The organism is Arthrobacter sp. YAF17 (assembly GCF_052113365.1).
Lineage (GTDB): Bacteria > Actinomycetota > Actinomycetes > Actinomycetales > Micrococcaceae > Arthrobacter.
Window position 1 is genome coordinate 1 of record NZ_JBFRDB010000012.1, and the last position, 24,528, is coordinate 24,528.

At 66.6% G+C, this 24,528-nt stretch carries 25 protein-coding genes and 1 pseudogene; 14 read left to right on the forward strand and 12 right to left on the reverse strand.

Annotation, left to right across the window (positions count from 1 at the left end):
• Nucleotides 1-210: 210 nt before the first annotated feature.
• Together AB4Y67_RS11235 and AB4Y67_RS11240 are read left to right on the forward strand one after the other, a co-directional pair.
• Nucleotides 211-1,194 (forward strand): aldo/keto reductase, encoded by a 984-nt coding sequence (locus AB4Y67_RS11235; RefSeq protein WP_441405855.1) that lies wholly within the window; start codon nt 211-213, stop codon nt 1,192-1,194.
• A gap of 20 nt (nt 1,195-1,214) precedes the next feature.
• Nucleotides 1,215-1,865: a uracil-DNA glycosylase gene (locus AB4Y67_RS11240; RefSeq protein WP_441405856.1), complete on the forward strand. Its 651-nt coding sequence runs from the start codon at nt 1,215-1,217 to the stop codon at nt 1,863-1,865.
• 26 nt (nt 1,866-1,891) lie between these two features.
• On the opposite strand, the gene AB4Y67_RS11245 is transcribed toward AB4Y67_RS11240, so the two are convergent.
• The 4 genes from AB4Y67_RS11245 to uraD all read right to left on the reverse strand — a co-directional run bounded on the left by AB4Y67_RS11245 (nt 1,892) and on the right by uraD (nt 4,370).
• Nucleotides 1,892-2,614 carry an SDR family NAD(P)-dependent oxidoreductase gene (locus tag AB4Y67_RS11245; RefSeq protein ID WP_441405857.1) on the reverse strand — a complete coding sequence of 241 codons (723 nt, stop codon included), beginning with the start codon at nt 2,612-2,614 and terminating at the stop codon, nt 1,892-1,894.
• 119 nt (nt 2,615-2,733) lie between these two features.
• Nucleotides 2,734-3,387, reverse strand: a complete 654-nt coding sequence (nboR, locus tag AB4Y67_RS11250) for a nicotine blue oxidoreductase (RefSeq protein WP_441405858.1) — start codon at nt 3,385-3,387, stop codon at nt 2,734-2,736.
• Nucleotides 3,388-3,534: 147 nt separating this feature from the next.
• Nucleotides 3,535-3,876: a hydroxyisourate hydrolase gene (uraH, locus tag AB4Y67_RS11255; protein WP_441405859.1), complete on the reverse strand. Its 342-nt coding sequence runs from the start codon at nt 3,874-3,876 to the stop codon at nt 3,535-3,537.
• The gene (gene uraD / locus AB4Y67_RS11260; protein ID WP_441405860.1) at nt 3,873-4,370 is read right to left on the reverse strand and encodes a 2-oxo-4-hydroxy-4-carboxy-5-ureidoimidazoline decarboxylase; all 498 of its coding nucleotides are present in this window, start codon (nt 4,368-4,370) and stop codon (nt 3,873-3,875) included. Before uraD ends, uraH begins: the two co-directional genes overlap by 4 nt.
• Before the next feature lie 92 nt (nt 4,371-4,462).
• Between uraD and AB4Y67_RS11265 the strand changes: the two genes are divergently transcribed.
• From AB4Y67_RS11265 to AB4Y67_RS11275, 3 genes are all read left to right on the forward strand, one after another.
• Nucleotides 4,463-4,705 (forward strand): hypothetical protein, encoded by a 243-nt coding sequence (locus AB4Y67_RS11265; RefSeq protein ID WP_441405861.1) that lies wholly within the window; start codon nt 4,463-4,465, stop codon nt 4,703-4,705.
• 75 nt (nt 4,706-4,780) lie between these two features.
• Nucleotides 4,781-5,785 carry a serine hydrolase gene (locus tag AB4Y67_RS11270; protein WP_441405862.1) on the forward strand — a complete coding sequence of 335 codons (1,005 nt, stop codon included), beginning with the start codon at nt 4,781-4,783 and terminating at the stop codon, nt 5,783-5,785.
• Nucleotides 5,786-5,830: 45 nt separating this feature from the next.
• On the forward strand, nt 5,831-5,974 hold the full coding sequence (locus AB4Y67_RS11275; RefSeq protein WP_441405863.1) for a hypothetical protein: 144 nt from the start codon (nt 5,831-5,833) through the stop codon (nt 5,972-5,974).
• Between the two features lie 151 nt (nt 5,975-6,125).
• On the opposite strand, the gene AB4Y67_RS11280 is transcribed toward AB4Y67_RS11275, so the two are convergent.
• Entirely contained in the window at nt 6,126-6,962 is an 837-nt protein-coding gene (locus AB4Y67_RS11280) for an alpha/beta fold hydrolase (RefSeq protein WP_441405864.1), read from the reverse strand.
• Between the two features lie 178 nt (nt 6,963-7,140).
• On the opposite strand from AB4Y67_RS11280, the gene AB4Y67_RS11285 reads away from it, so the two are divergent.
• Nucleotides 7,141-7,308 (forward strand): hypothetical protein, encoded by a 168-nt coding sequence (locus AB4Y67_RS11285; RefSeq protein ID WP_441405865.1) that lies wholly within the window; start codon nt 7,141-7,143, stop codon nt 7,306-7,308.
• Nucleotides 7,309-7,405: 97 nt separating this feature from the next.
• Here AB4Y67_RS11285 and AB4Y67_RS11290 read toward each other — a convergent pair whose 3' ends face one another.
• The gene (locus AB4Y67_RS11290; RefSeq protein ID WP_441405866.1) at nt 7,406-8,314 is read right to left on the reverse strand and encodes a serine hydrolase; all 909 of its coding nucleotides are present in this window, start codon (nt 8,312-8,314) and stop codon (nt 7,406-7,408) included.
• A gap of 280 nt (nt 8,315-8,594) precedes the next feature.
• Here AB4Y67_RS11290 and AB4Y67_RS11295 point away from each other — a divergent pair, with 280 nt between their 5' ends.
• The 7 genes from AB4Y67_RS11295 (at nt 8,595) to AB4Y67_RS11325 (ending at nt 17,488) form a co-directional block, all read left to right on the forward strand.
• Complete coding sequence (locus AB4Y67_RS11295) at nt 8,595-9,515, forward strand: 2-hydroxyacid dehydrogenase (protein ID WP_441405867.1); 921 nt, start codon at nt 8,595-8,597, stop codon at nt 9,513-9,515.
• Between the two features lie 106 nt (nt 9,516-9,621).
• Complete coding sequence (locus AB4Y67_RS11300; RefSeq protein WP_441405868.1) at nt 9,622-10,431, forward strand: MBL fold metallo-hydrolase; 810 nt, start codon at nt 9,622-9,624, stop codon at nt 10,429-10,431.
• 150 nt (nt 10,432-10,581) lie between these two features.
• Nucleotides 10,582-11,607, forward strand: a complete 1,026-nt coding sequence (locus AB4Y67_RS11305; protein WP_441405869.1) for a DUF808 domain-containing protein — start codon at nt 10,582-10,584, stop codon at nt 11,605-11,607.
• 318 nt (nt 11,608-11,925) lie between these two features.
• Complete coding sequence (locus AB4Y67_RS11310; RefSeq protein ID WP_441405870.1) at nt 11,926-12,321, forward strand: hypothetical protein; 396 nt, start codon at nt 11,926-11,928, stop codon at nt 12,319-12,321.
• 39 nt (nt 12,322-12,360) lie between these two features.
• Nucleotides 12,361-13,545: a cation:proton antiporter gene (locus AB4Y67_RS11315; protein WP_441405871.1), complete on the forward strand. Its 1,185-nt coding sequence runs from the start codon at nt 12,361-12,363 to the stop codon at nt 13,543-13,545.
• Between the two features lie 182 nt (nt 13,546-13,727).
• A complete protein-coding gene (locus AB4Y67_RS11320; protein WP_441405872.1) occupies nt 13,728-15,467 on the forward strand; it encodes an ABC transporter ATP-binding protein in 1,740 nt (579 codons plus the stop codon).
• Nucleotides 15,464-17,488 carry an ABC transporter ATP-binding protein gene (locus tag AB4Y67_RS11325; protein WP_441405873.1) on the forward strand — a complete coding sequence of 675 codons (2,025 nt, stop codon included), beginning with the start codon at nt 15,464-15,466 and terminating at the stop codon, nt 17,486-17,488. The genes AB4Y67_RS11320 and AB4Y67_RS11325 overlap by 4 nt, the downstream gene beginning before the upstream one ends.
• 457 nt (nt 17,489-17,945) lie before the next feature.
• Here the strand turns inward: AB4Y67_RS11325 and AB4Y67_RS11330 are convergent, their stop codons facing one another.
• The 6 genes and pseudogenes from AB4Y67_RS11330 to AB4Y67_RS11355 form a co-directional block, all read right to left on the reverse strand.
• Nucleotides 17,946-18,668 (reverse strand): hypothetical protein, encoded by a 723-nt coding sequence (locus AB4Y67_RS11330; RefSeq protein WP_441405874.1) that lies wholly within the window; start codon nt 18,666-18,668, stop codon nt 17,946-17,948.
• A gap of 6 nt (nt 18,669-18,674) precedes the next feature.
• Complete coding sequence (locus tag AB4Y67_RS11335; RefSeq protein ID WP_441405875.1) at nt 18,675-19,223, reverse strand: helix-turn-helix domain-containing protein; 549 nt, start codon at nt 19,221-19,223, stop codon at nt 18,675-18,677.
• Between the two features lie 119 nt (nt 19,224-19,342).
• On the reverse strand, nt 19,343-20,140 hold the full coding sequence (locus tag AB4Y67_RS11340; RefSeq protein ID WP_441405876.1) for a TIGR04255 family protein: 798 nt from the start codon (nt 20,138-20,140) through the stop codon (nt 19,343-19,345).
• Between the two features lie 786 nt (nt 20,141-20,926).
• Nucleotides 20,927-21,547: a hypothetical protein gene (locus tag AB4Y67_RS11345; protein ID WP_441405877.1), complete on the reverse strand. Its 621-nt coding sequence runs from the start codon at nt 21,545-21,547 to the stop codon at nt 20,927-20,929.
• A gap of 117 nt (nt 21,548-21,664) precedes the next feature.
• A pseudogene (locus AB4Y67_RS11350) lies at nt 21,665-22,365 on the reverse strand (SCO1664 family protein).
• A gap of 13 nt (nt 22,366-22,378) precedes the next feature.
• The gene (locus tag AB4Y67_RS11355; RefSeq protein ID WP_441405878.1) at nt 22,379-23,044 is read right to left on the reverse strand and encodes a histidine phosphatase family protein; all 666 of its coding nucleotides are present in this window, start codon (nt 23,042-23,044) and stop codon (nt 22,379-22,381) included.
• Nucleotides 23,045-23,136: 92 nt separating this feature from the next.
• Between AB4Y67_RS11355 and AB4Y67_RS11360 the strand changes: the two genes are divergently transcribed.
• Nucleotides 23,137-24,525: a sigma 54-interacting transcriptional regulator gene (locus AB4Y67_RS11360; RefSeq protein ID WP_441405879.1), complete on the forward strand. Its 1,389-nt coding sequence runs from the start codon at nt 23,137-23,139 to the stop codon at nt 24,523-24,525.
• Nucleotides 24,526-24,528: the final 3 nt, after the last annotated feature.

A 24,528-nucleotide genomic window follows, 5' to 3' on the forward strand; every position in this document is an offset into this window, starting at 1 on the left:
CCCAATCCCCCAATCCGGGCAGATGCTTCCTTGACCGACACCCCCTGCCGCAGAAGCGAAAAGAACTCATCCTTCAGCGCATCCGGCGCCCGAAAACCACTCGGCATGGCAACCTCCAAAAAATCAGATGTTGCAACGACCGTATGATTCTGCGGGGCCCTAATGGGCCGGATCTGACCCCGCGTTGCCGTCCCGGCCTATAGTCGGATGATGGAACAGCGCATCTTGGGCAAAACCGGACGGAACGTCTCCATTGTCGGGCTGGGGACCTGGCAGCTGGGCGCGGACTGGGGCAACGTGGACCCCGCGCAGGCGCAGGCCATCCTGGCCGCCTCCGCGGAAGCCGGGGTCACGTTCTTCGACACCGCCGACGTCTACGGCGACGGCCGCAGCGAGCAGGCCATCGGAAAATTCCTGGCGGACAACCCGGGCCTGGACATCACGGTGGCCACCAAGATGGGCCGCCGGGCGGAGCAGCTGCCGGAGAACTACAGCCTGGCCAACTTCCGCGAGTGGACGGACCGGTCCCGGCGCAACCTGGGGGTGGAACGGCTGGACCTGGTCCAGCTGCACTGCCCGCCCACCGCCGTCTACAGCAGCGCCGAAGTCTACGACGCGCTGGACACCTTGGTGGCCGACGGCGCCATCCGGAACTACGGCGTCAGCGTGGAGCGGACCGACGAAGCCCTCGAAGCCATGCGCCACGACGGCACGGCCACGGTGCAAATCATCCTCAACGCCTTCCGGCTCAAGCCCCTCGACGAGGTGCTGCCCGCGGCGGAGGCGGCCGGCGTTGGCATCATCGCCCGCGTCCCGCTCGCCTCGGGGCTGCTCTCCGGCAAATACAGCGCGGACACGTCCTTCGCCGCGGACGACCACCGGAACTTCAACCGCACCGGATCGGCGTTCGACGTCGGCGAGACCTTCTCCGGAGTGGACTTCGGACAGGGCCTCAACGCGGTGGCCGAGTTCGAGGAACTGGTGCCCGACGGCGTCAGCACCGCCCAGGCGGCCCTCGCCTGGATCGCGGCGCAGGACGGCGTCAGCACGGTGATCCCCGGCGCCCGCAACGTGGGCCAGGCCCGCTCCAACGCCGAAGCGGCGCGGGTCAGCGGGATTGATTCAACGTTCGACGTCGGCGTCCACGAAATCTACGACCGCTACTTCCGCGCATCGATCCACCCGCGCTGGTAGCAGTTCCGGACGGGCCGCTCATGACTGCACCGTCCATCGACGGCTTTGTTGACCGGCTCGCGGCCGTGGCAACGGGGCCGGCGTGCAACAACTTCTTTGACCACTCCGTCCCCGGCAATGCGCAGCGCCGGCGGAACCTGGCGATCTACCTGCAGGAAATGCTGGACCGGCGCCCGAAGGTGCTGCTGGTGGGGGAGGCCCCCGGATTCCGGGGCATGAGGATCACCGGCGTTCCCTTCACCACCCGCACGATGTTCGAGGGCCCTGCCAACGGATTCGGACTGTTCGGGCCGGGCAAGGGCTACGTGCTGCCGGCGGAAGCCGCGGGAGTTGCGGCCGAGCCGACGGCCACCGTGATGTGGGAGGTGCTGGCCGAGCTGGAATTCCTTCCCCTGCTCTGGAGTGCCTGCCCCTGGCACACCCACCGGCCCGGGCAGCCGCTGTCCAACCGCACGCCCAATGCCTCCGAAGCAGCACTCGGGACTCCGTTCTGGCGGGCGCTGACGGAGCTGTTCCCCATCGACACGGTGGTGGCCGTGGGCAATGTGGCGCACCGCAGCCTGCAGCGCAGCGGCCTGGACGTGCCGAAGATCCGGCATCCCGCCCACGGGGGCCGGTCCGGATTCAAGCTCGGGCTGGAGGAATTACTGGCCGCGGGGATGGAGCAGTAGGCCGGCGGCGACGTGTCTTGACCGGGTCAGAGCCGGGCGCCCGTTTCGTCGGCAAGGGCTTTCAGGAGCTGGTCCTGGAACGTGTGGTCATTGACGGCGCGGTGTGGCTGCTGCCTTTGCTGGTGGTACCAGTACCCGCCGCTTGTGAGCGCCTCGGGCTGATCACTTGCCGCGAGCCATGCCTGGGTTTGATGTCCCAGTTCCAGATCGTCCGGTGCGCCCGGCCCGCCCATCTTGGTGGGCACCCAGCCGGGGTCCACGGCGTTGCTGAACAGCTCCGGACGCAGCCGGGCAAGGGCTGCCGCGAGCGTGGTGACGAACAGTTTGCTGTCCGCGTACGACCCGGGCGTCGTGCCCTGCCAATCGACGCCGGCCAGCGAGGGCTGCCCGCCGAAATGCGAACCGCTGCTCAAGTACACGTGCCGCCGCGGCCCGTCGAGCAGGGCCGTGAGGAGGTAGGGCGCGATGATGTTGACCGGCATGACCGCCCGTCCGCGCCAGACCCCGGCGTTGTGGATCACCGCGTCGAGCGGATCCCGGCCGTTCAGCTCTGCGGCGATGCGCCGTACGGCATCGCGGTCAGTGAAGTCGCCCACCACGATGTCCGCACCGCGGTCCACGAGGGCGGCGAGGCTGGCCGCGCGGTCCTGGTTGCGAGCATGCAGGACGACGTCGTGGCCGCCAGACAGCAGGGAATCCGCTGCGGCCCGTCCAAGGCCGTCCGCGGAACCTGTGACAAGGATTCTCATGATTGCTGGTTCTCCTTAGGTTGGCGGGGAGCTGCGGCTAAATCCAACGCGGGGTCAGATCCCGCCCATGTTGGGCCCGTTATTTGGACCGTAAGTGACCCCGCGTTGGGGGTGCTTTGTCAGTCGAGGAGGTGCAGCTGGGCGGGAGTGTCGAGGTCCTCGCCGCCGGCGAGGTCGCTGCAGTCCACCAGATCAACCAGGTCCGGGTGGGCCTGCAGGAAGTGCCGCGCCCCGGCGTCGCCCGTCGCTGATTCCGCAGCCTCATTACGAAGGGTGGCATCCAGGAGCAGGGGATGGCCGCGCCGCAGCTTTCCCTCGGGTCCGCGGTAGGCGGCCGCGGTCACCCGGCCGGGCCGGTGGGCTGCCAGTAGCCGGGCGACGGTCTCCGCTGTCAGGCCGGGCTGGTCCACCAGCGCCATAAGCACGTGGTCCGCCGGGGCCGCCGCGGCGACGCCGAGCCGGAAGGAGCCGCCCATTCCGGTGGCCCAGTCCGGGTTGTCGATGACCCGGTGCCGGCTAAGGTCGGTGGCGGCGCGGACTGTTGCCGCGTCCGCGCCGAGGACGATCACCACGTCCCGGCAGCCGCCAGCGAGGAGCACGTCGGCGAGAACTTCCACGAGAGTGCGGCCGCGGAAGGGGAGCAGCGCCTTGGGCCCGAGTCCCAGCCGTGTCCCGGCGCCGGCAGCGAGCAACACCGCCGTCGTTGATCCCGCAGTCGTTGTTCCCGCAGTCGTTGATCCAGCCGTCGTGAGCCGTTCCGGTGAGTCAGCCATGGCCCCAGCCTATGCATCCAGTTGGCAGTTGACGGCAGTCGCGGGCCGGAACATTGCCGTCAACTGCACACTCGGTGGGTTCAGGACGTTGTAGCCCACTCGCGCTAGAAACCAAGGGTCTGCGCGCCACGTCGAATCCTGGCGGGCTCAGCTGCCCCGGTAGGTGGAATAGGCGAACGGGCTGAGCAGAAGCGGTACATGGTAGTGCGCCTCCGACTCCACCACGCCGAACGTGAGGATCACCTCGGGGAAGAACGTCTCGGTGGCGCTGGCCGCGAAGTACTTTCCCGTGTCGAAGGCCAGACGGTACGTTCCAGTGGGCAGTCGCTCCGGACCCAGTTGTTTGACGCGTCCGTCGGCGTCGGTGGCGCCCTCGGCGATCTGGACCCAGCGCTCGCCGTCGAGCCTGTGCAGGGTGACCGGGACGTCCGCCGCCGGCTTGCCGGAGCCGGTGTCGAGTACGTGGGTGGTGACGTGGGACATGCTCATTGGCCCATCAGTCCTTCGAGTCGGAGCACTGCGATTTCCCGCAGCTGCTGGCCAATTATTGTCTGTTCTTCCCCGGGCGTGTGGGCGAGCCTGGTGTTGAGCGCGGCCAGGATCTCCTGGCGGCTGCGGCCGGCTGCCCGGATCAGGAACACCTGCCCGAACTTCTCCTCGTAGGCCCGGTTGCCGTCCGCCAGGGCCTGCGCGACGGCGGCGTCCGCCTCGCCGAGTCCGGCCTGCTCCGACTGGGACAGCCTGGCCTCCACACTGGTGCCCGGTGCCCGCTCGCCGATCCGCGGGTGGTGGGCGAGGGCCGCCTCAATCTCCGTGGGAGTGAACGGGTCGGCTGCGCCGCGGCCCGCCTCAAGCAGCGCCGCGAGGCCGGAGTATGGCCGCGCGTCAACAAGTTCGTCGATCCAGCGCGGGATGTCCAGGCAGGGGCGCAGGGCAGCGGCGGCCCCGGTGCGGCTGGCCGAGTTGAACTGTTCAAGGTGCATGGGACATGTCCTAGTGAGCGGCTGCTGGATTCACGGTCTAGGGCCCACGTTAGTCTGGGAAAGGATTCAATCCACGGACGAAAGGCAGTGTCATGAGTGATCCCAACGAACCGGGCACCGATCCCGCGGACCTCCGCGGGCCGGGCGACCCGGACGCCGTCGAAGCCCGCCAGCCGCACGCCGAACCCGGCCAAGCCGGCAATATCCGCGAGGAACAGCAGACCCGGGCCGCAGGAACGGTGCCCGCCGCCTATGTCGGGTCCGGCGACTCCGAAGCGGAGGACAAACCGGAAGACGCTGCCGCGGACACCGGCATGTGGGACGACGAGACCTGACATTGACGCCCTGCTGGGTGGGGTGACAGCTGATTCATAGGTCCGGCATAGCTGGCGTGGCTAGCTTGGGCAACTATGGAACAGCGCACGCCCCGGCAGCCCAGCCACCGTCGAGGCGGCACTGCGCCCCGGCCGCGCTCCCGCACGTTCCGCCGCACCCGGGCGGTCATCTTCGCGCTGTGCGCCGCGGTGCTGGCCGTGGCGGTGGGTACCGGTGTCCACTCCGCCGCGCAAGCCCGTCCGACGGCGGCCGTACAGGCGGGGAGCGTGACGGACGGCCCGGCGCCGGTGTCGACGTCGAACGGCCAGGCGCCCGCTGCGGCGGCCACCACGCCGGCGGCCACGGAAACCGCCGCGCCGGCCCCGCCGGCCGCAGGAGTCATCGACGCGGAGCTGGACGCCAGGATCAACGCCATCATCGACGCCAACAGCGAGTACCAGCTCGGCGTCGCGCTCGTGGACCTGTCGGACGGCGCTGATTTAACCGCTGTCCACGAATACGGCGTCCAGGCGGCGTTCGTCGCCGCCAGCACGGCCAAGGTCCTGGCCGCCGAGGCCTACTACCACCTCGTCGAAACCGGCAGGGCCTCGCTCGACGATCCGCTGGGAGCCTACACCGCGGATTTCCAGCTGCAGGCGATGATCCAGCAGAGCGACAACGACTCCTGGTCCCTGATCATGGACGCGGTGGGCTACGCGGAGCTGACGGACTACGCAGCCTCGATCGGGGTGGACTACGCCCCCACCAGCAACACGCTCACGCCCGCGGAGATGGCCCGCATCCTGGCCGGGCTGTACTCCGGGACGCTGCTGGAACCCGCGCACGCCGCGCAACTGCTGTCCTATATGCAGGACACCAACTATGAAACGCTCATCCCGGCTGCCGTCCCCGCCGGCATCACTGTCTTCCACAAGTACGGGCTGCTGGCCGGGCAACTGCACGACGCCGGCATCCTCGCCCAGGACGGGCGCGCCTACGCCCTGGTGATCTACACCAAGGGCGCCGGCCTGGGCAGCGTCCCCGAGCGGACGGACGTCATCCACCAGGTCACGGCGGCCGTGGCGGAGGGTTTGTTCTAGGTTTGGGTTGTCCGGCCGCCGTATTGGTCAATATAGAGTCGGCGCATGACGGTAAAGATTCAGGACGGCGCGACGTACACGGTCGTGAAGCGCGCCCACCCTGCTGCCGGGCAGCGGACCTACTACCGGCTGGGCGATAACGGGCAAGAGCTCGAACTCACGGATGAAGAGGCCGCTGAGACCCGCTAGGGCCACCTGCCCCACACCGTGTCGGTAGCCTTCGGTCCGGGGGCACTTTGCCTGGGTCCGGCGTCGTATGGGACGACGGCGGCCCGGCGTTTCGTGTCGAAGTGCCCCCGGACGGGGCGGACTCCGTGCCCAGGCCGGCCCGCTGAGGGGCCTACTTCCCCAGGAAGCCCAGCAGCGCCTCGTTGACCTCGGCGGCGTGGGTCCAGAGCATGCCGTGTGGGGCGCCCTCGATCTCCACGTATTCGGCGCTGGGCAGGTCCTTGGCGAACCGCCTGCCGGTAACGTCGATCGGCAGGATCTGGTCCGCGGTGCCGTGGACAATCAGGGCCGGGACGTCGATCTTGGGGATGTCGGCGCGGAAGTCAGTGAGCCAGGTGGGCTGCGCGGCCACCGACGCCGTGGGGCCGCCCGACGTCGCGAGGTTCCAGCCGGCCCGCATCACTTCCTCGGACAGCCTGGGTGTGCCCAGGAACGTGTCGCTGTTGTAGAAGTTCTTGAAGAACTCGGTGAAGAAGGCGTAGCGGTCGGCGGTGACAGCCTCCAGCAGGCCGTCGAACACGGACTGCGGGACGCCGTCGGGGTTGTCGTCGGTCTGCAGGAGGTAGGGCTCCAGCGAGCCGAGGAACACGGCCTTCGCCACCCGGGCCGAACCGTAGGTGCCGAGGTAGCGGCCCACCTCGCCGGTGCCCATCGAGAAGCCCACCAGCACGGCGTCGGTCAGGTCCAGGGTGGTGAGCAGGGTGTTGAGGTCCCCGGCGAAGGTGTCGTAGTCGTAGCCGTCGGTGGGCTTGCTGGACTGGCCGAAGCCGCGGCGGTCGTAGGTGATGACCCGGTAGCCGGCGCCCAGCAGGGCCGTGGTCTGCTTCTCCCAGGAGGATCCGTCCAGCGGGTAGCCGTGAATCAGGACTACCGGCTGCCCGGTCCCGTGGTCCTCGTAGTAGAGCTCGATGTCGGTGCTGTTCTCGGTTCCAACCTTGATGTAAGCCATGTCAGCGGTCCTCTCGGTACGGTTCGGAAGTCAGTTCGTGCGGGAGCGGCGCAGCGCTGGTGCCACTGTACGGAACCAACACCGGCAGGCAACAGGGTGTTCCCGCGGGCGCTTTTTCTGACGGACATACCCCTGGGGGTATAGTAAACGCAGCAGACCCACCAATAAGGAGAACCAGATGTGCCGACAGGTTGCATGCAAGAAGTGCGGAAAGACCACCTGGGCCGGATGCGGCCAGCACGTTGGCCAGGTCATGCGGGGCGTCAAGAGCGCCGACCGCTGCAAGGGCCACGAGGGTGAAGTCAGCACCAAGACCGGCTTCTTCGCCAAGCTCTTCGGCCGCTAGCCCCGGTCCTCCGGCTGGAACAGAGCCCCCGTTGCACAAGGTGTAGCGGGGGCTCTCAGGGTTAACCCGGCCGCGGGGCCGGCAAGAAAGCGCCGGTCTACTCCCGCAGCGCCCTCGCCACCACATCCGTCAACTGGTGGATCACGGCCAGGCGTTCCTCGCTCTCGCCGTCCTCGCCCCAGGTGTAGATGGCCAGCGCGTAGGAGCGCTCGCCGGAGCTCAGGAGGGCCGCGTCGTGGACGTAGCCTTCCAGCTCGCCGTATTTGTGCTGCACCGTGATGTCCGGGCCGACGGCGGCCGGGATGAGGCGTTCGTTGTTGGTCTGCTGCATGTAGCCGAGCAGCTCCTGCGTGTGCTCCGCGTTCATCAGCTTGCCGCTGGAGAGCTGTTTGAGCACCTCCGCCATCTCGGCCGGGGTCAGCAGGTTCTGCTCCGGGTCGTAGCTGATCCCGATCGACGCGGCGTACTCGATCAGCTTCGGGTAGCCGATGTCCTCCATCAGCAGCAGCCAGGCGTCGTTGCTGCTCGCGTTGACCATCGCCTTGACCTGGAACGCGGCGTCGTAGCTGCCCAGCGGCACGTCCAGGGACTTTTCGCCGGTCTCCACCAGGTGGTAGTAGGCGGCCGCCGTAATGATTTTGGCGGTGCTGGCGGCCACGAACTCGGTCCCGTCGCCGTAGCTGCGCGGCTCCCCGCCGTGCGTATCCGCGAGGACGACGCCCACCCGGTAGCCGGGGTTCTCGGCCAGGATCCGTTTGATCTCGGTGTCGACATCGACGGCGGCCCGCGGGACCGACGCGGCGGGGGCCGGCGCTGCCTCGGGCTGCCCCTCCCACTGGCTCTGCAGGCTGGCGAGGAAGTCCGTCCTGGGTGCCGGCCCGGTGCGGACGACGGCGGCCGTCACCATGCCCAGCAGCACCAAGACCGTGGCCGCCCAGACCAGAAGCAGCTTCCCGCGGGCATTGAGGGATTTTGCGGCCGGACGGGATGATCCCGAGGTGTTCATGGTGCAGGACCTTCCAGGTCGAGAGGCGGAGGGGTCTCCTGCAATGTATGCCCGGCCGCGGGGCATGTCCAAAAGACGCGCGGCGCGGCGCGGAGGTGAGGGCAGACTCCCGGCTGTGCCCGATGCCGCGGACACGTGCGTTTCCCCGTCGACTGCTCCATAACTGCCGTTATGAGGCCCCAAAAGGGCGGTTATGGAGCGGCCGATCAGGGATTCGCCGTCTCGTTTGCCGGGCGCCGCCATCACCGCCCGGGCCGCCGGCCGCACTAGGCTGGCAGCTATGCCGAGGAAAATAACTGTGAGCCTGCCGGACCCCACCCTGCGCGAGTACCTGACGCCCCACCCCGACGTCACCGTCCTCGAGTGGGACCTGACCGGGGAGCCTCCCGTGACCCGCCTCGATATCGTGGTCCAGCCGTACATGGGCGGCACGGAGGTCCTGCGCGCCCTGGAAGCGGTGGACTCCGGGCTGGTGCAGAGCCAGTCGATCGGGTACGACGGCGTCGCGGCCTCACTGCCGCCGGGCCGGGTGTTCGCCAATGCCGCCGGCGTCCACGAGACCTCCACCGCCGAACTGACCCTGGCCCTGATCCTGGCCAGCCAGCGCGAGTTCCCCCGGCTGCTGCAGAACCAGCGGGAGGGCCGGTGGGAGACCCGGCCCACCGCCAGCCTCGCCGACCGCCGGGTCCTGATCGTCGGCTACGGCGGCGTGGGCAAGGCGATCGAGGACCGGCTCCTGCCGTTCGAGACCACCGTGACCCGGGTGGCCAGCAGGGAACGGACGGATCCGCGCGGCCACGTCCACGGCATCGACGAGCTGCACACCCTGCTGCCCGAGCACGACATCGTGATCGTCGGGGTGCCGCTGAGCGCCGCCACCCGCCACCTCATCGACGACGCTTTCCTCGCGGCGATGCCCGACGGCGCGTTGCTGGTCAACGTGGCGCGCGGCCCGGTCGCGGACACGGACGCCCTGGTGAAGCACACCGGCTCCGGCCGGATCCGCGCCGCCCTGGACGTCACCGATCCCGAGCCGCTGCCGCAGGACCACCCGCTGTGGGGGACTCCCGGCGTCATCATCAGCCCGCACGTGGGCGGGGCCAGCTCGGCCATGCGCCCGCGGATGGGAAAGCTCCTGCAGCGGCAGATCGACTTGATGCTGGCGGGCGAGCCGCCGGTGAACGTGGTGCTGGGCGGCTAGGTAGCGGGAAGGCGGGTCACTCGCCTCGCCCGGAGTGCTTGCCATCGACTAACGCCAGGGAATACCGTCCCAACCAGCGGTTGAATTCACTAGCGGAAGGCATTTGATGCTGAAGCAAGTCGCTGAGGGCGTTCTGGTTCACGAGAGCGAGTTCATCCAGAGTAACTCCGTGGTTGTGCAGGGCCGGGCCGGTGTGTTGCTCATCGACCCCGGCATTACGAGCAACGAATTGGCCGACCTTGCGAACGACCTTCGCGAGCTGGGCCAGCCCGTCGTGGCAGGCTTCTCCACGCATCCTGATTGGGAACATCTGCTCTGGCACGCGGCCTTCGGCGACGCGCCCCGCTACGGTACAGCCCGCTGCGCTGCCTCCATCCAGGATCTGCTGTCGCACGCGGACTGGCAGGCCCGCGTCGCCGAGGGGCTGCCACCGGAGTACGCCGAGGAGATCCCGATGGATCTGCTCGGACTCATCACGGGTCTGCCCGCCGGGTCGGCCCAGATTCCCTGGGATGGCCCCATTATCCGGATCATCGAGCACCGGGCCCATGCCCCGGGCCATGCGGCGCTGTTGATCGAGGAGCGCGGCGTCCTCGTCGCGGGCGACATGCTCTCCGACATCCTGATGCCGTTCCTCGACCTGGAGGCCGCGGATCCGCTCGAGGACTACCTCACGGCGCTGCGGCTGTTCGAGAGCGTTGCCGACGGCGTTGATGCCGTCATCCCCGGCCACGGCTCAGTCGGCGGAGCCGGCCAGCTGCGGGCACGGATCAAACAGGACCGCGCGTACCTACAGGCCCTGCTCGACGGCGGTGATCCCGACGACCCCCGCGTCGGTCCGTCGGCGTCGTTGGAATGGCTGCCCGACGTGCACCAATGGCAAGTACAGCGGCTCACCCAAAGAGAACAGGACTAGACGCCAGCGAACGTGCCCCCGTCCCGGCTAACGCACGCCACTCCCGCCCGCGGCCTGCCCGCCACCGTATAATCCGAACATGCCAATCACCCGCCTTGACCGAGGCAACCCCGCCCAGCCGTCCGCCCTCAAGCAGTACGGAAGCGGGCTGTGAGCGGCGGTCTGGTCGCCCTGCTGGACGACATCGCAGCCCTGGCCCGCATCGCGGCCGCCTCGGTGGACGACGTCGCGGCCGGGGCAGCCAAAGCGGGGGCCAAGGCCGCCGGCGTCGTCATCGACGACGCCGCCGTCACCCCGCAGTACGTGTCCGGGGCGGACCCGTCCCGCGAGCTGCCGATGATCAAGCGGATCTTCTGGGGCTCGCTCCGCAACAAACTGCTGATCATCCTGCCAGCGCTGCTGCTCATCAGCGCCTTCATCCCGGGCGTGATCCCGTTCATCCTCATGCTGGGCGGCACCTACCTCTGCTACGAGGGTGCCGAGAAGGTCTGGCACAAGTTCTTCGGCCACCACGAGGCCGAGGAAGACAAGCCCGCGGTGGACCGGGGCCCCGAGGCGGAGGCCAAGGTCACCAAGGGCGCCATCACCACCGACTTCATCCTCTCCTGCGAGATCATGGTCATCGCCATGAACGAGGTGGCCGCCGAGTCCTTGTGGGTCCGCGCCATCATCCTGGTGGTCGTGGCGCTAGTGATCACGGTGGCCGTGTACGGCGCCGTCGCACTCATCGTCAAAATGGACGACATCGGCCTGCACCTGGCAGCCAAGGACTCCGCGGGCGCCCAGCGCTTCGGCGGGCTGCTCGTCAGGGGGATGCCCGCCGTGCTGGCCGCAATCACCCTAATCGGGACGATCGCCATGCTCTGGGTGGGCGGTCACATCATGCTGCAGGGGGCCCACGACCTCGGCTGGCACCTGCCGTACGACGTGGTCCATGTCCTCGAGGCTCCGTTCGCCGGACTCCCGGTGGTGGGCGGCTTCCTTGCCTGGCTCGTGAACACCCTGTGCTCGGCCGTCCTCGGCCTCGCCTGGGGCCTCGTCGTTATGGCCGTCCTGGTCCCGCTCCTCAAGGTACTGCCGTTCGGCAAGAAGAAGGACGGCCACGACGAGGGCGGCGTCCGCGCCGCCGTCGACGGCCATCAGCCGGCGAAGCACGACGCCGATCCTGCCTCCTAGCTTGTAACCCGCGGCAGAAAAGAGAGCCGCTGTCGTTTCCGAGTGCCGCGACACTGCGGTCACCGGTTATCTGCCTCGGCTGCGCCGTAAATCCCAGGGGTTTGTCCGGCTAGGACCTGCCAGAGTCGACTCGGCTTTCAGGGCTTCCGCACGATACAGCAGCGCCGCCGTTGACCGCTCGGAACGTCCTGAGTACTGTGATTCCACTATCCATCCGCGCCGTGGAGGCAGCAATGGGCGGCAACTCCAGGAGCAGCTCTGACTGCGAGGTCAAGACTGCGTGCGGCGACCTGGACGGTACCGGCAGGATCACAACGCATGGCTGACGAAAACAAGGACGAGGTCCTCTGGTTGCCGCAGCCTGAAGAGCAAGATTTTCCGGGCGCGGCGGCTTATCTTTCCTTACTAGCATCCGACGATGTCGTTGCCCCCATTGTCGCGTCGCTCAGGTCCGCGCCAATCCAGCATCGCAAGGCGAAGGATATCCTCCGAGCCGCGAGACTGGAGCTGCTGCCCGATCACAACCCCCACGTGGCCTCGGACCTGAAGAAGATCAAGGAAGGCAAGAAGCTCTCGCCCATCCTTATGGTCAGGGGCGACCTGGCACGGGGCATTCCCGCGCAGGTGGCCGATGGCTACCACCGGGTGTGCGCAAGCTACTACACGGATGAAAACACCGACATTCCACTCAAGCTGGTTGACGCGCCGCGGTAACCTCCGCAAGCCAACCGCACTGCCGGCTGAAGGAGGAACGTGTCGTTCTATCAGCTCGCACTGATCGCCGCCGTCGCGCTCCTCGGGCCGCTGCTGGCGCTGCCCGTGAAGTGGCACCTTCCCGTGGTGGCGGGAGAGTTGCTGGCTGGTATGGCCATCGGGCACACGGGTCTGAACCTGGTGGATGCCTCGGATCCCACGTTCACCTTCGTGGCCGACGTCGGGTTCGCCCTCATCATGTTTGTCGCCGGGACGCATGTCCCTGTGCGGGACGCAGCCATCCGCCCCGCGCTGGGTGGTGGAGCCCTCCGTGCCGGCATTGCCGCAGTGCTCGCGTGCGCCGTCGGAATCATCATTGCCTATGCTTTTGGCACCGGGCATGCACCCCTTTACATCGTTCTCCTCGCTTCCTCTTCGGCAGCATTGGTCCTGCCGATCGTCGATTCGCTGCGGCTGAGGGGGCCAAAGGTCCTGATGACAACTGCACAGGTTGCGGTAGCGGACGTTGCCTGCATCGTGGCACTTCCGCTTGCTGTTGACCCACCCCATGCGCTGAGGGCGGCCCTCGGGGCAGCGCTGGTGGCGGTGTGCGCTGCGGTCTTGTTCTTTGTGCTTCGCTGGCTGGAGCGCAGCGGAACGCGCGGACGGGTGCATGATATGTCCGAGGACCGGAAGTTCGCCTTGGAGCTGCGGATCCAGCTTGCTCTGCTGTTCGCCCTCTCGGGGCTTGCCGTCGCAGGCCACGTGTCCATCCTGCTGGCCGGGTTCTCCTTCGGCCTGGTGGTCGCAGCGGTGGGCGAACCCCGGCGGCTGGCTCATCAACTCTTCGCCGTCACGGACGGCTTTCTTGGGCCGGTGTTCTTTGTCTGGCTGGGCGCATCGCTCGATCTGCGCATCCTTGCGGGCAGCCCCAGGATGATTCTCCTCGGGATTTGCCTTGGCCTGGGAACCCTGGTGGTCCATGGAAGCCTGCGGCTCCTCGGCCAGCCGCTGTCGCTTGCGGTGCTGGCAGCGTCCCAGTTGGGAGTGCCGGTTGCCGCCGCCACTGTTGGCTCGCAACTGCACTTGCTGGAACCTGGAGAAGCCGCGGCGATGATCCTCGGTGCGCTCATCAGCATCGGGGCGAGCACCATCGCGGGCTCACGGGCGGCGCGCACGTTTTCGCAGCCCGCCGCGACGCCGGTGGGCAAGCCACCTGAGGGCGGCCCGACCGTGGCTGCTTAATTCGCCCAAGTCGGCGGCAAGCCTTGCCGGTGCAGGGAGTCCTCACCAAGCACTAACGGCCCGCTCGCCGTGCCCGGCACAAACACACAGGATTCGCCCTGAGAGGAACCCGTTCCACTCCAAGCCTGCGGACGTAAACTGACCTTCGGATTACTCGGCGGAACACGTGGCTGGGAGTACGGATGCTCTGGAAACTGCTGGTTGAATACCTGACACCGCAACGCAGGCTGCTGCTCGCCGTCGTCGTCTTCCAGCTGGCGCAGTCCATCGCGTCGCTGTACCTGCCCACCCTGAACGCGGACATCATCGACCAGGGCGTGGCCAAGGGGGACACGGACTACATCCTGCACACCGGCGGCGTGATGCTGCTGGTCACCCTGCTGCAGATCGCCTGCGCCATCGCGGCCGTGTACTTCGGGGCGAAGGCGGCGATGGCGATGGGCCGGGACGTGCGCGGGGCGATCTTCAGCCGGGTGGCGGCCTTCTCCGAGCAGGAGGTCACCCGCTTCGGCGCGCCGAGCCTCATCACCCGCTCCACCAACGACGTCCAGCAGGTCCAGCAGCTGGTGCTGATGTCCGCCACCCTCATGGTGGCCGCGCCCATGCTCTGCATCGGCGGCGTGATTATGGCGATCCGGCAGGACGCGCAGCTGTCCTGGCTGATCGCCGTCAGCGTGCCGGTGCTGCTGATCGGGGTGGGGCTGATCATCACCCGGATGGTGCCGCTGTTCCGGCTCATGCAGACCCGGATCGACACCGTGAACCGGGTGCTCCGCGAACAGCTCACCGGCATCCGCGTGGTCCGCGCGTTCGTCCGCGAGGACGTGGAGACCGCCCGCTTCTCCCGGGCCAATGAGGACGTCACGGACACCGCCCTGCGCGCCGGCCGGCTGATGGCGCTCGCGTTCCCCGTGGTGATGCTGGTGCTGAACGTCTCGTCCGTGGCGGTGATCTGGTTCGGCGCGTTCCGGATCCAGGACGGCTCCATGCAGGTGGGCACCATGATCGCGTTCCTGAGCTACCTCATGCAGATCCTGATGTCCGTCATGATGGCCACGTTCATGGCGATCATGATCCCGCGCGCGGCGGTCTCCGCGGACCGGATCGGCGCGGTGCTGGGCACCGAATCCAGCGTCCGCCCGCCGGAGCACCCGGTCGGCTTTGCCGGCCGCACCGGCCGCGGCGAGCTGGAAATGCGCGACGTCGGATTCGCCTACCCGGGTGCCGAACAGCCGGTCCTGTCCGGGATCAGCTTCACCGCCCGGGCGGGGCAGACGACGGCGATCATCGGCGCCACCGGTTCCGGCAAGACCACCCTGGTGAACCTGATGCCGCGGCTCTTCGACGCGACGTCCGGCTCGGTGCTGATCGACGGCGTCGACGTGCGGGAGCTGCACCCGGACCTGCTCTGGGGGCACATCGGCCTGGTCCCGCAGAAGCCGTACCTGTTCTCCGGCACGGTCCGCAGTAACCTGCTCTACGGCAAACCCGACGCCACCGAGGACGAACTCTGGCGGGCGCTGTCCATCGCGCAGGCCGAGGACTTCGTCCGGGAGATGGAGGGCGGGCTGGACGCGCCCGTCTCGCAAGGCGGCACCAACGTCTCCGGCGGGCAGCGGCAGCGGATCGCGATCGCCCGGGCACTGGTGAAACGGCCCGAGCTCTACATCTTTGACGACTCGTTCTCCTCGCTGGACACCGCCACCGATGCCCGGCTGCGGCAGGCGCTCAAGCAGCACACCGCCGGCGCCACCCTGGTGATCATCGCCCAGCGGGTCTCCAGCATTGTTGACGCGGACCAGATCCTGGTGCTCGACGGCGGCCGGATCGTCGCGCACGGCACGCACACCGAGCTGCTGGAGACCTCGGAGACGTACGGCGAGATTGTGAACTCCCAGCTCGCGGCGGAGGAGGCGGCATGAGCAAGGTCGAGTCCCAGACGCCCGGAACCGGCGCCGCGGGCGGCGGCCCCGGCGGCGCCACAAGGGAGGCCCCGCTGCGGATTCCCCGTCCGGCGGGCGGGCCGGGACGCGGCGGGCCGTTCGCCGGGATGAACGTGCCGGCGGAGAAGGCGATGAACTTCTGGCCGTCCGCCAAACGGCTGCTGGGCCAGCTGCGGCCGGAGCGGCTGTGGCTGGTGCTGGTCCTGCTGCTCGCCGTCGTGAGTGTGACGTTCTCGGTGATCGGGCCGCGGCTCCTCGGCGAGGGCACCAACCTGATCTTCGCCGGCGTCGTGTCCAAGCAGCTGCCGGCCGGGGTGAGCCAGGAGCAGCTGATCGCGCAGCTGCGCGCGGAGGGGCAGACCCAGCAGGCGGACATGCTCAGCGCCATGACGCTGACGCCCGGCGCGGGGATCGACTTCGCGGCGCTGGCCAGCGTGCTGCTGTGGGCGCTGGCGCTGTACGTGCTGGCGTCGGGATTTATGTGGATGCAGGCATATATCCTCAACGGCGTGGTGCAGCGCACCATGTTCCGGCTGCGCGAGCGGATCGAGGCGAAGATCAACCGGCTGCCGCTGCGGTACTTCGACTCGATCCAGCGCGGGGAGCTCCTGAGCCGGGTCACCAACGACGTGGACAACATCTCGCAGAGCCTGCAGCAGTCCATCAGCCAGGCGGTCACGTCGCTGCTGACCGTGCTGGGCGTGCTGGTGATGATGGTCATCCTCTCGCCCACGCTCGCGCTGATCGCGCTGGTCACCGTGCCGCTGACGCTGGTGACGACGGCGGTCATCGCCAAGCGCTCGCAGAAGCTGTTCGTGGCGCAGTGGAAGCACACGGGGGAACTGAACGGGCAGATCGAGGAGACGTACACGGGTCACGCGCTGGTGAAGGTGTTCGGCCGGCAGCGGGAGGTGGAGGAGCGGTTCCGGCAGAAGAACGCGGAGCTGTATGAGGCGAGCTTCGGCGCGCAGTTCGTGTCCGGGCTGATCATGCCGGCCATGACGTTTATCGGGAACCTGGTCTATGTGGGGATCGCCGTGGTGGGCGGGCTGCAGGTTGCCGCCGGAGCGATGCAGCTGGGCGACGTGCAGGCGTTCATCCAGTACTCGCGGCAGTTCACCCAACCGCTGGCCCAGCTGGGCTCGATGGCGAACCTGCTCCAGTCCGGGGTGGCATCGGCCGAGCGGGTGTTCGAGCTCCTGGACGAGGAAGAGCAGTCGGCGGATCCTGTGCCGTCGGTGGCGCCGAACGGCGGGCGGGGGCGGCTCGTGTTCGAGAACGTGTCGTTCTCGTATTCGCCGGACAAGCCGCTGATCGCGGACCTGAGCCTGGTGGCGGAGCCGGGGCAGACCGTGGCGATAGTTGGGCCGACGGGGGCGGGGAAGACCACCCTGGTGAACCTGATGATGCGGTTCTACGAGCTCGACGCTGGGCGGATCACGCTCGACGGCGTGGACGTCACCGAGATGTCCCGCAACGGGCTGCGCTCGCGGATGGGCATGGTGCTGCAGGACACCTGGCTGTTCGGCGGGACCATCCGGGACAACATCGCCTACGGCCGGCCCGGTGCTTCTGAGGCGGAGATCCTGGAGGCCGCTCGGGCGACGTACGTGGACCGGTTTGTGCGGTCCCTGCCGGAGGGCTACGACACCGTGCTCGAGGACGAGGGCGGCAACGTCTCCGCCGGCGAGAAACAGCTGCTGACCATTGCCCGGGCGTTCCTGGCCCGCCCGTCCGTGCTGATCCTGGACGAGGCGACGAGCTCGGTGGACACCCGCACTGAGGTGCTGGTGCAGAAGGCAATGAGCGCGCTGCGGAGCGACCGGACGTCGTTTGTCATCGCGCACCGGCTCTCCACCATCCGCGACGCCGACCTCATCCTGGTGATGGAATCCGGGCAGATCGTGGAGCAGGGCACGCATGCCTCGTTGCTTGAGGCGGGCGGGGCGTACGCGGCGCTTTACGCGGCGCAGTTTGCGGCGCCTGTGGCGGAGGTTTAGCTGTCCTGCTAGCCTGCCTGGCCGTCAGACGGGACCCACGAGAAGCCGATCCGAGGTGCGACAGGAGGCGGGACGGACTTCGCGCACTCTGCTGGCCTTTCCCTCCAGGCAGGGTGGCCCATTGGCGTATCCTCTCCCCGGCCAGAGATCGGCACCCCGGGTCTTCCAGCTCTTGGCTGTCCGGCTAAGGCATACCCCAACTGGGCGTCAGGGCAGGGGCGTGTCAGGTTAAGGTGCTACACCGTGTTTGGTGCCGTCTGCCAGCGGGGTTCTAGAGCCGAACCTGACACTCAACAGATGCGCTGACATGGGCGACGGTGACGGACGACGAAGTCGCTGCTAGGCCGTCACGCCGAAGCAGCACGGCACCTCCGCCGGAAAGTGATGAAGGTGACAGCGATGGGGTGAGAATGTTGCCCTCGATCCGTCGACCTCACGCAGCTTACTGCCTTCCAAGTTAGCGGCTGGCAAGGATGGCTTTTACGTGTTTCCGCATCGCCAGTCTGACGGTGCCGCGACTTTGAGGGTTCTCCAGCAGTTGCTGCCATGATTTGCCCTTTTCTGAAGAATCGCCTCGGAGCCACTCATGCGCGGCGGCGGTTTCCGCTGCGGTTTCCTGCGGTGTGGAAGCAAGGTCTTCACACCAGTCTTCGACCAAGTCAGCTTCCTCAAACTGCTCCGCCGTTACGTTCTGGTATTCGAACGTTGGGACGATCACTCGACTGTTGTGGTGCACCCACCGTTGCAGTAGGAGATTGACTCCGACCTGAGACATGCATGCGATTCGGTTTTCGATCTTAATTTCTGCTCGATCCACGAGGTAGGGCTCATGCATGTGAGCGGCGAAATGGGTCGATCCTTCCGCCTCCAGTTCCGGAAGAGGCATCAGCTTGAAACGGCCCTTCCAATCTCCCACTGGAATTGGAGTCGAGGTGCGCACCTCCGCGACGAGCAATCTAGGTACCAAGTCCACGCCGTTCGTCCGAAGTGCGCACGGGTGCTGCATGATGAGAACCGCCTTGTTCGCATCATCATCGGAAGATCCACACCGGGTATCCCGGAAGACATCGCCCGTGAACACAGGACGAGAGGCGGACACCTCCTCGCCTCGGGCGCGATACAGGCTATTCCAATTGGGTGCATCGCGCGTTCCGGGCGCCTCAAGGTCGCGATCTGACATTCGGAGCTAGCCCTTCAGCCGGATAGATAGTTGACCGTCCTGGCCGCGGAACGTCTCGAACTGCGATTCGTACGTTTCTCGCCACGACGGGTCGAAGCGATCGAGTACTTCCTCCGGGTTCAAATGTCCGCTAGCAAACTCCAGGACAAGAACGGCTTGGTTGGCAGACCACAGATCAATGGGCGTGACCGGAGCTCCGTCGATAATGGGCATTTCAAACCAAGAGCCGATGTCCTGAATATGAAACTGGGAGGCGATCAGGTCCATCGCTGCGATCAGCCCAGCCAGTTTGAGGCGGTTCTCTCCGGAAGACCTCTCACCTTTGCGCCATTTTTGGATTGCTGGCACGCTAACGCCGATCATGCGGGCTAGGTCCCGCCAGGCAAATCCTGCGTCTGCCAAGAGCTCTAACAAGTCTTTTACACTGAGCGCCGAACGGGTCTGCGTCCGAATACGCCACTCCAGTCCCAGCGCTTCGATGTGAGTTGTTCTGACGTCGTTCGTGAGCGTCGTTACCCGCGACACCAGAGAACTCGCTGTCTGGGTCTGTCGCAACGCAGAAATTGGAGTTGGCGTCGAAATCGATCTGAGAGCAGAACTGGAAGTGGGAGTGCCGGGATCCATTGCGGGCTCAGGGAAGGTCTGCGATCGAGTCGGAACCTGCGCTGGTTGAGTCATTTGCGGAACACCTCATTTCGTAAACGGTCTGTGATCATTTGCTCAAACATCTCACGAACCGGAGCATGGAGAGCCTCGCTTTGCGAAGTCAAAAGCGATTCTGAGAATTCCGGGACGCCGTCTTCTGGAACCCAGAAGCTGTCCACATCGAGCAGGAAGAAGGGGCCGGGGTACGACGGCGATTTCCGACGGAGCTCACCGTTGGGATCGGTAGCGAATCCCTCCCCTGATGCGTAACGAAGGACTAGTGATCGTCCTGCCTCAGGACCAAACGCTGCGACGCCTTGCCACTGGTTGAGAGTGAGACCGATGCCATTGTCCGATCGCGGCCCTAGCAGAGAGCCGTTCAGATACGACCCCCAGTCAGGAACATCAGTTCCGGGGACACGTATTTCGTCTATATATCTCAGCCCTATGCGCTCCACGCCATCAAAGTTTGATACCTCGTGCCTGGCCATGCAGGCAGCAACCACGATTTCACGAAAACCTTCCCATCCCGGGTATTGAGTGGTCTCGACAATGATGGAGTTCTTGTGAAGCGATACGGCCGTCGTATTTTCGCGGTCAAAGTACTTGGGAACTTCTTCGGTGCTAACCCGCTGTACGGGTCCGCTTGGTCCGAGGTCAATAGTTTGCACCGTCGATTGCTGTGTTCGCATTACCGGGAGATGCTGGCGAATCAGTTCCTTGAATAGGGACCGCTGTTTCGCGCTCAGAGTGTCAGACTCCGGGTGGCGTAGCTCGAAGGAGACTGAGACCAAAGGAGCGTTCGGGTAGATCTCACGCTGGTTCATGCCTTGATGATACTCATACAGAAACCAAAACGGTAACCAAAAGTTGATCTCACAGTCAACCCACAGGAAACCCGTCCTCAGCGACACCGCGGGACGCATTTCCGCAGCGAGTGCTTTGGCTGATGACGTCGAGGTAGGGGGCCGGCATTCGCGGCACGCTTCCGTCGGGTTGGCCGCAGGGCTACAGGCCTGGCTGGCAGAACACGACTCTTCCTGAGCGTGGGTGTCTGGTAAAACCCTAAGTCCCGCGGCATCAAGTTCCGCTCGCTTCGGGACGGCCTCGCCAGGGACCGGACGGCAAGATCGGGGGAGCGAAGGCGTAGGCCATGGTCATCGCACTTTCCGCCTACGCAAATTCAAGCGGATCAGCTCTCCGAGGCACGAGGGTCGGCAGGACAGCCGCTGCTGCCCACGGCCGCAGGCAGGACGACGGGAGGTCACAGCGGACTTTGAGAACGCAAAGCGCAGCACGACGCAGTCCATCGTGATGCGATCGCAGTCCGGAACCGTATGTAGAATCCGGGAGAGTCAGATTACGCGGCCCCACGGCACTGGATCAGCGGGGCGTTCCACCACGTCCGGTTCCAAGGAAGTGGGACGCTAACTCGCCGCGAACGTCTGCCTTCGGGATCCCACATCGACCGGCTCCGGAGCGTAACCGTTCTCCCAAAGAGTCAGTCCTGTGACGCGAATTTGCAGCTCCACCTTTCGGGTGCACTTCACCGCTAACTCTGCCGCCATTGCCCAGCAGGACTGCACAGGGCGTTGCCTCTCAACTGACTTCCATCAGAATTGCCAGTCATCTGGCACGGCTTGGAACTGGTCATATGCCCAGTCCTCCACGGCCTGCAGTGTGCCGAACTGCTCCTTGAATCGTTCAACTAGATCTGGGAAATCAACGTTGGTTTGGTGATCGGGGAGGTTCCCTGAGTAGCGAAAATAAGTTCCGGGCTCGTCCGCTTGGTGCATAAGAACGAGCAGTTTTTCGACCTCGATAGGAAACGGCTCGCTAAGCTGCAGGGCCGTGTAATGACCGATCAACTCTTGAAGGAGTGGCGCGAGCTTGTGGCCAACGTCCCTGCTCCGGAGCTTCTTTGCAATTGCCTCCGTGCTGAGATCAGGATTGTTGGGTTCGCGGTGCTTTCTCCGCATCGCGGCCAGATATTTCGTGAACGACTTCAGCTGAAGCTCGAAAGCTTGCCTATATAGCATGAGAAACGGCAGCAGTATCGTGTCATCTATTGGCCGGCCAGAAAATGTTGATGCGAGGCGGTTGGCGGATTCGGAGTAGAAGAAGGCCAAGTCGCGGTCGGTCTGGTGGGGCCACTGGATGACTAAGCGTTCGTAGACCGTGCTTGGTACAGAGTTGAGCAGATCCCATGTGACGGACTGAGACGGATTATTCATTCGCGCAGACTATCAGTCTGTACCACAGGCTAGGCCGAGGCCTTCTCCTCAACAGCAGGTTCGGGCGGAAGAGAGCCTTTGGCCCAAAGTAGCTATCGGCGGGCACGAGGGGGGCGCTCACACGAGCGGCCAGGGGTACCGCATTCCCGTCCGGTCCACCGGCAGGACGCCTGTGACCAGCAGGCGCTGGACGCGGCGCTGCAAGGCGGTGACCTCGTCGTCGTCGAGCAGTTCCGCCAAGTCGGCAGGGACGGCATCGGCGAGCGGGGTGATGTCCTCGATCAGGGCACCGGGGATGGGATCGCCCGCGAAGTCCCAGATCACGGTGCGCAGTTTGAAAGAGGCCGAGAAGCACAGCCCGTGGTCGATGCCCCAGATCCGCCCGTCCTGCCACGTAGTACGTGGCCGCTCTTGCGGTCGGTGTTGTTGGCGACGTAGTCGAACACGGCGATCCGCGCCAGCTCGCGGTGGGTCTCGGGCGCATCCTCGTACAACGTGAAGTAATGCTCCTGGAAGTCGCACTCGACAAACCACTGCAGCGAACCGACTCCCAGCGGCGCCTCCTCGCGGATCACGGTCGGCGGGACGAAGCCCCAGCCCAGCGATTCGCTGAGCAGGTAGGCGACGCGCTCGCGCTTGTAGAGCCCGGGCTCGAAGTCGGACAGCGGCCGTTCCCCGGCCTCCGGCTTGTAGACCGCATACGCGGAGTCATCCGCGCACGAGACCTGGACCAGGAACGTCTCGTTGCTGCTGCGCGGGATGCGCCCGAGCAGCTCGACGCTGCCCTCGGTGAGCCGTCTCAGCTCCCGGCCGGACACCGTCTGCCCCGTTTCACGGCGCCCTCAGCCCGCTGAGAGGTTCGGACGTCGAAGTCACCATGAGCACGGCGGGGTCCTGGCCCTCCACAAACGAGATGGCCGACACGGAGCCCGGGCTGATGACGATGCGCTGGAAGAGGTCCAGAGGCGTGCTTAGGGCGTGGGCGACGGCGGCCTTGATGGGATCGGCGTGGGAGAAGCACACCACAACGCCCCCAACGTGGGCTGCGCACAGGGCCTCGATCGCCCCGACGATCCGCGCCTGCATCTCCGGAAAGCTCTCGCCGCCCGGGAAACGGAATTCGGACGGGCTGTGCTGCACGGTCTGCCACTCTGGGAGGGACGCCAGCTCGGCGATCGCGGCTCCGGTCCACTCGCCGAAGTCGCACTCGAGCAGCCCGTCGTCGTGCTTCACGTCCAGTCCGGTGCGGGCCGCCGTCGGCTCCGCCGTCTCGCAGGCGCGCTCCAGCGGTGAGGAATAGAGGGCATCCACCGCAAGGCCCGCGAGCCGTTCAGAGACCCGTTCCGCCTGGGCGCGGCCCCGCTCGGACAGGTGCAGTCCCGGCGCCCTGCCCGGCAGCACCGTGCCCGTCGTCGGCGTCTCCCCGTGTCGCACCAGAAGCAGGAGCGTGCCCCGCTGCGGGGGCTCCAGTGAAGGTCCAGGCGCTGCTGCAGTCATCAGGATCCAGCGTAAGACGCACTCCACCTCAACGCGCAGGAATCTCGAGAAATCCCTCGATTCCCCGCCCAGCGGAGGTCTACGGTGGAGGGGTGAGCGATCGCCCCGATATCTTCACTGTTGGTGAACTGCGTGCCTCCGGCCACGTGCACAAAGACCTGCGCCGCGAAATCCGCGACAACCTGCTCGCCGCGCTCGCCGCCGGCCGCGACCCCTGGCCCGGGATGTACGGCTTCAGCCGCACTGTCCTACCCCAGCTCGAACGGGCCCTGCTCGCCGGGCACGACGTCGTCCTGCTCGGCGAACGCGGGCAGGGCAAAACCCGGCTCCTTCGCACCCTGGCCGGGCTGCTGGACGAGTGGTCGCCGGTGATCGAGGACTCGGAACTGAACGAACACCCGTACGAACCCATCACCGAGCACTCCCGCGCCCTTGCCCTCACCGAGGGGGACCGGCTCCGGGTGGCGTGGCGGCACCGCTCCGAACGGTACGTCGAGAAGCTCGCGACGCCGGACACCTCCGTCGCGGACCTGATCGGCGACGTCGACCCGATGCGCGTGGCCGAGGGCCGCCGCCTGGGCGACCCGGAAACCATCCACTACGGCCTGGTCCCGCGCTCCAACCGCGGCATCATCGCCATCAACGAACTCCCCGACCTCGCCGAGCGGATTCAGGTCTCCATGCTCAACGTGATGGAGGAACGCGACATCCAGATCCGCGGCTACGTGCTGCGGCTGCCACTGGACGTACTGGTGGTCGCGTCCGCCAACCCGGAGGACTACACGAACCGCGGCCGGATCATCACGCCGCTGCGGGACCGCTTCGGCGCCGAGATTCGCACGCACTACCCGATCGAGCTCGACGACGAGGTGGCCGTCATCCGGCAGGAGGGGCACCTGGTGGCCGGCGTCCCGCCCGTCATCCTCGAGATCCTGGCTCGCTACACCCGGGCGCTGCGGCAGTCCCCGGCGGTCAACCAGACCTCCGGGGTGTCCGCGCGGTTCGCCATCGCCGGCGCCGAGACCGTCGCCGCGGCCGCCCTGCGCCGGGCCAGCGTCCGCGGCGAGGACGAGGCCGTCGCCCGGATCATCGACCTCGACGCCGCCGTGGAAGTCCTCGCGGGGAAGATCGAGTTCGAGTCCGGCGAAGAAGGCCGGGAACAGGACATCCTGGACCACCTGCTGCGCGTGGCCACCGCGGAAGCTGTGCGGGCGCACTTCCACGGCATCGACATGGGTGAACTCGTGGCCGCGCTGGACGGCCACACCACGGTGACCACCGGGGAACTGGTCACGGCGCGGGAGTTTCTCGAAAACCTCCCGTCGCTCAACGGATCAAGCCTCTACGACGACATTGGTGAGCGCCTGGGCGCGACGAACGACGGGCAGCGCGCCGCCGCCGTCGAGCTGGCGCTGGAAGGCCTCTACCTCGCCCGGCGGATCGCCAAGGAGTCCGACGACGAGGCGACGGTCTACGGGTAGGCG